General features: G+C 62.5%; 5 protein-coding genes. 3 read left to right on the plus strand and 2 right to left on the minus strand.

Annotated elements, in window-relative coordinates; genetic code table 11:
• Positions 1-203 precede the first annotated feature (203 nt).
• Positions 204-515, minus strand: a complete 312-nt coding sequence (locus PMI02_RS15505) for an MgtC/SapB family protein (RefSeq protein WP_007684502.1) — start codon at positions 513-515, stop codon at positions 204-206.
• 95 nt (positions 516-610) lie between these two features.
• Positions 611-865 (minus strand): PepSY domain-containing protein, encoded by a 255-nt coding sequence (locus tag PMI02_RS15510; RefSeq protein WP_007684503.1) that lies wholly within the window; start codon positions 863-865, stop codon positions 611-613.
• Positions 866-970: 105 nt separating this feature from the next.
• Here PMI02_RS15510 and PMI02_RS15515 point away from each other — a divergent pair, with 105 nt between their 5' ends.
• The 3 genes from PMI02_RS15515 to PMI02_RS28015 all read left to right on the plus strand — a co-directional run.
• Entirely contained in the window at positions 971-1,294 is a 324-nt protein-coding gene (locus tag PMI02_RS15515; protein WP_007684505.1) for a PepSY domain-containing protein, read from the plus strand.
• Positions 1,294-1,953, plus strand: a complete 660-nt coding sequence (locus PMI02_RS15520) for a response regulator transcription factor (protein WP_007684508.1) — start codon at positions 1,294-1,296, stop codon at positions 1,951-1,953. The genes PMI02_RS15515 and PMI02_RS15520 overlap by 1 nt, the downstream gene beginning before the upstream one ends.
• 60 nt (positions 1,954-2,013) lie before the next feature.
• Positions 2,014-2,278: hypothetical protein (locus tag PMI02_RS28015; RefSeq protein ID WP_369751234.1), on the plus strand; the 265-nt coding region annotated here is incomplete at its 3' end.

The raw sequence follows: 2,278 nt of genomic DNA on the forward strand, positions 1-2,278 counted from the left end.
CCGCGCCCATGGGATCTTTTTAGGTGGTCGAATGGAACTGCGCTGCGTTCGGATCGCATGCGGAACGTGCAACTCTAAATGCGTGCGCGGTAGGCCTCCTCAAGCGGCTTCATGCTCACGAGGATCACCAGAATAATTCCGGTGCACACGCTGGCCGCGAAGTAGAGGCCGCCACCGGCGGCGAGACCAAGCCCTGCAACCGACTAGATGCTGGCAGCGGTCGTCATCCCCCGCACGGAGTTTCCGCGCAGTAGGATCGAGCCGGCCCCCAAAAAGCCGATCCCGGACACCACCTGTGCCGCCATGCGGGCGGGATCCAGCACGGTATGAGGCTGAAGGATGGAATTCTGAAATCCGTAGGCAGACACGATCATCGTGAGGCACGCGCCGACGCTGACCAGCATGTGCGTGCGAATGCCCGCTCCCCATAGCAGTCGTTCGCGCTCCATTCCCACCAGACTGCCCAGAAGCGCAGCCACCAGCAGCCGCAAGACGGTTTCGTGTTCGGATATCATCGGTTTCCAGTGAACCATTCGCTGAGAGTTTCGAGCGGACTGATGCGGAGCCACGCAGCATTTGTTGCCACGTGGCTCTGCGCGAAACTTCGAGGTCAGTCGTAATCGCGTTCCACCTTAGTCAGGCGTCCGGTGCGGGGATCGGCATGGAAATCATAGACCCTGCCTGCTTTGGTCATTTCGCCTTCCCAATGGCCATCGTCCGCTTCGACCTTAGTCATGTGGTATCCTTGGCGTTCGATGACCTTTGCCAATGCGCCCACCGGGATCCAGCCTCGCCCTGGCCGGTCAGCGAGTGCAGGCGTGGCGGCGAAGGCACAAAGGGCAGCGCCGATCATCATCAGTCTCATGTCGATCTCCTCGTTTCGATGAGATCGGGATAGAGAAGGCTTCCTGACACTAACCCGGCACCTGCCGTCAGGTCGGCGTCAGCGAGGGGATGCTACGACAATGGAATGGCACGCAATCGCTATTTCCTGATGTTCGTCGCAGTTCTCTATGTGGTGGTTCTGGCGATGTCCGGCGCGAACGAGGCGTTTGGCCAGCAGCATGATCCCCGCGACATCCAGGCCGCCGTCAGACGCGGCGAGGTTCTGCCGCTCCCACGCATTCTCGATCTTGCCCAGAAGCGCGTGCCGGGCGAAGTGCTCGAAGTGGAACTGGAAAAGGACGACGGCAGGTTCGTTTATGAGGTCAAGATGCTGACACCAGACGGCCGGGTGCGTGAGGTGACCATAGATGCCCATTCCGGCAAGATCCTCACGGTGGAGGACGATTGATGCGGGTTCTAGTAGTCGAGGACGATCCCGACGTCGGGGAAGACCTGAGCCGGGCGCTGGTCGATGCCGGATATGTGGTCGAGCTTGTCGACGCGGGCGATGAGGCCTGGTTCCGTGGAGACACCGAAGACTACGCCGCCTCGATACTAGATCTCGGGCTTCCACGGCTCGATGGCCTGAGCGTCCTGCGCCGATGGCGAGAGGGGGGCCGCCGCTTCCCGGTACTGATCCTGACGGCGCGTGGCGACTGGACCGAGAAGGTAGAAGGGATCGATGCCGGGGCGGACGATTACATGGCAAAACCCTTCGCGATGGGGGAGCTGATCGCCCGCCTGCGGGGCTTGATCCGGCGCGCCGGAGGGCACCTGTCATCGGCCATAAATGTCGGGCGCCTGACCCTCGATACGGGACGTGTCGCCGCCGTCGTCGATGGACGCACGGTGCGCCTCTCTCCCCTGGAATACCGCTTCCTTGAAATTCTCAGCCACCGGCCGGGTCAGCCGGTGGCCACGCATGAAATTGCAGAACATATCTACGGCACGGCCGAGGCCGGAGACACCAATGCGATCGAGGCATTGGTGACCCGGCTGCGCCGCAAGCTTGGAGCCGGCATCATCGAAACCCGCCGGGGGCTGGGTTACATGCTGGCAGACGACTAGATGCGTTTCGCCCGCTCTATCCACTCTCGCCTCCTGATCGGTGGAGGCCTCGCCATCTGCATGGCGCTAGCGATTGCCGGCGCAGGGCTTGTCCTGCTGTTCCAGCGCCATGTGGAACACCGCGAGGCCCTGTCGATGGAAGCCAAGGCACGCGAACTGCTTCCCATGCTGCGGATAGATGCCATGGGCCGACCAACGGCGGCGGGCTTTCCGAGCGATGGCCGGTTCTGGCGGGCCGCCTCAGGGCTATACTGGCAGGCGTCTACGAGCTCAGGTGCGATCCGCTCGAAGTCCCTCTGGGATCAGCGGCTGGCGGCACCTGCCG

The organism is Novosphingobium sp. AP12 (assembly GCF_000281975.1).
Lineage (GTDB): Bacteria > Pseudomonadota > Alphaproteobacteria > Sphingomonadales > Sphingomonadaceae > Novosphingobium.

Bases quoted from the DNA above. Each gene is read 5' to 3' on its own strand.
- PMI02_RS15505 (WP_007684502.1), bottom strand. From the start codon at position 515: ATGATATCCGAACACGAAACCGTCTTGCGGCTGCTGGTGGCTGCGCTT.
- PMI02_RS15510 (WP_007684503.1), bottom strand. From the start codon at position 865: ATGAGACTGATGATGATCGGCGCTGCCCTTTGTGCCTTCGCCGCCACG.
- PMI02_RS15515 (WP_007684505.1), top strand. From the start codon at position 971: ATGGCACGCAATCGCTATTTCCTGATGTTCGTCGCAGTTCTCTATGTG.
- PMI02_RS15520 (WP_007684508.1), top strand. From the start codon at position 1,294: ATGCGGGTTCTAGTAGTCGAGGACGATCCCGACGTCGGGGAAGACCTG.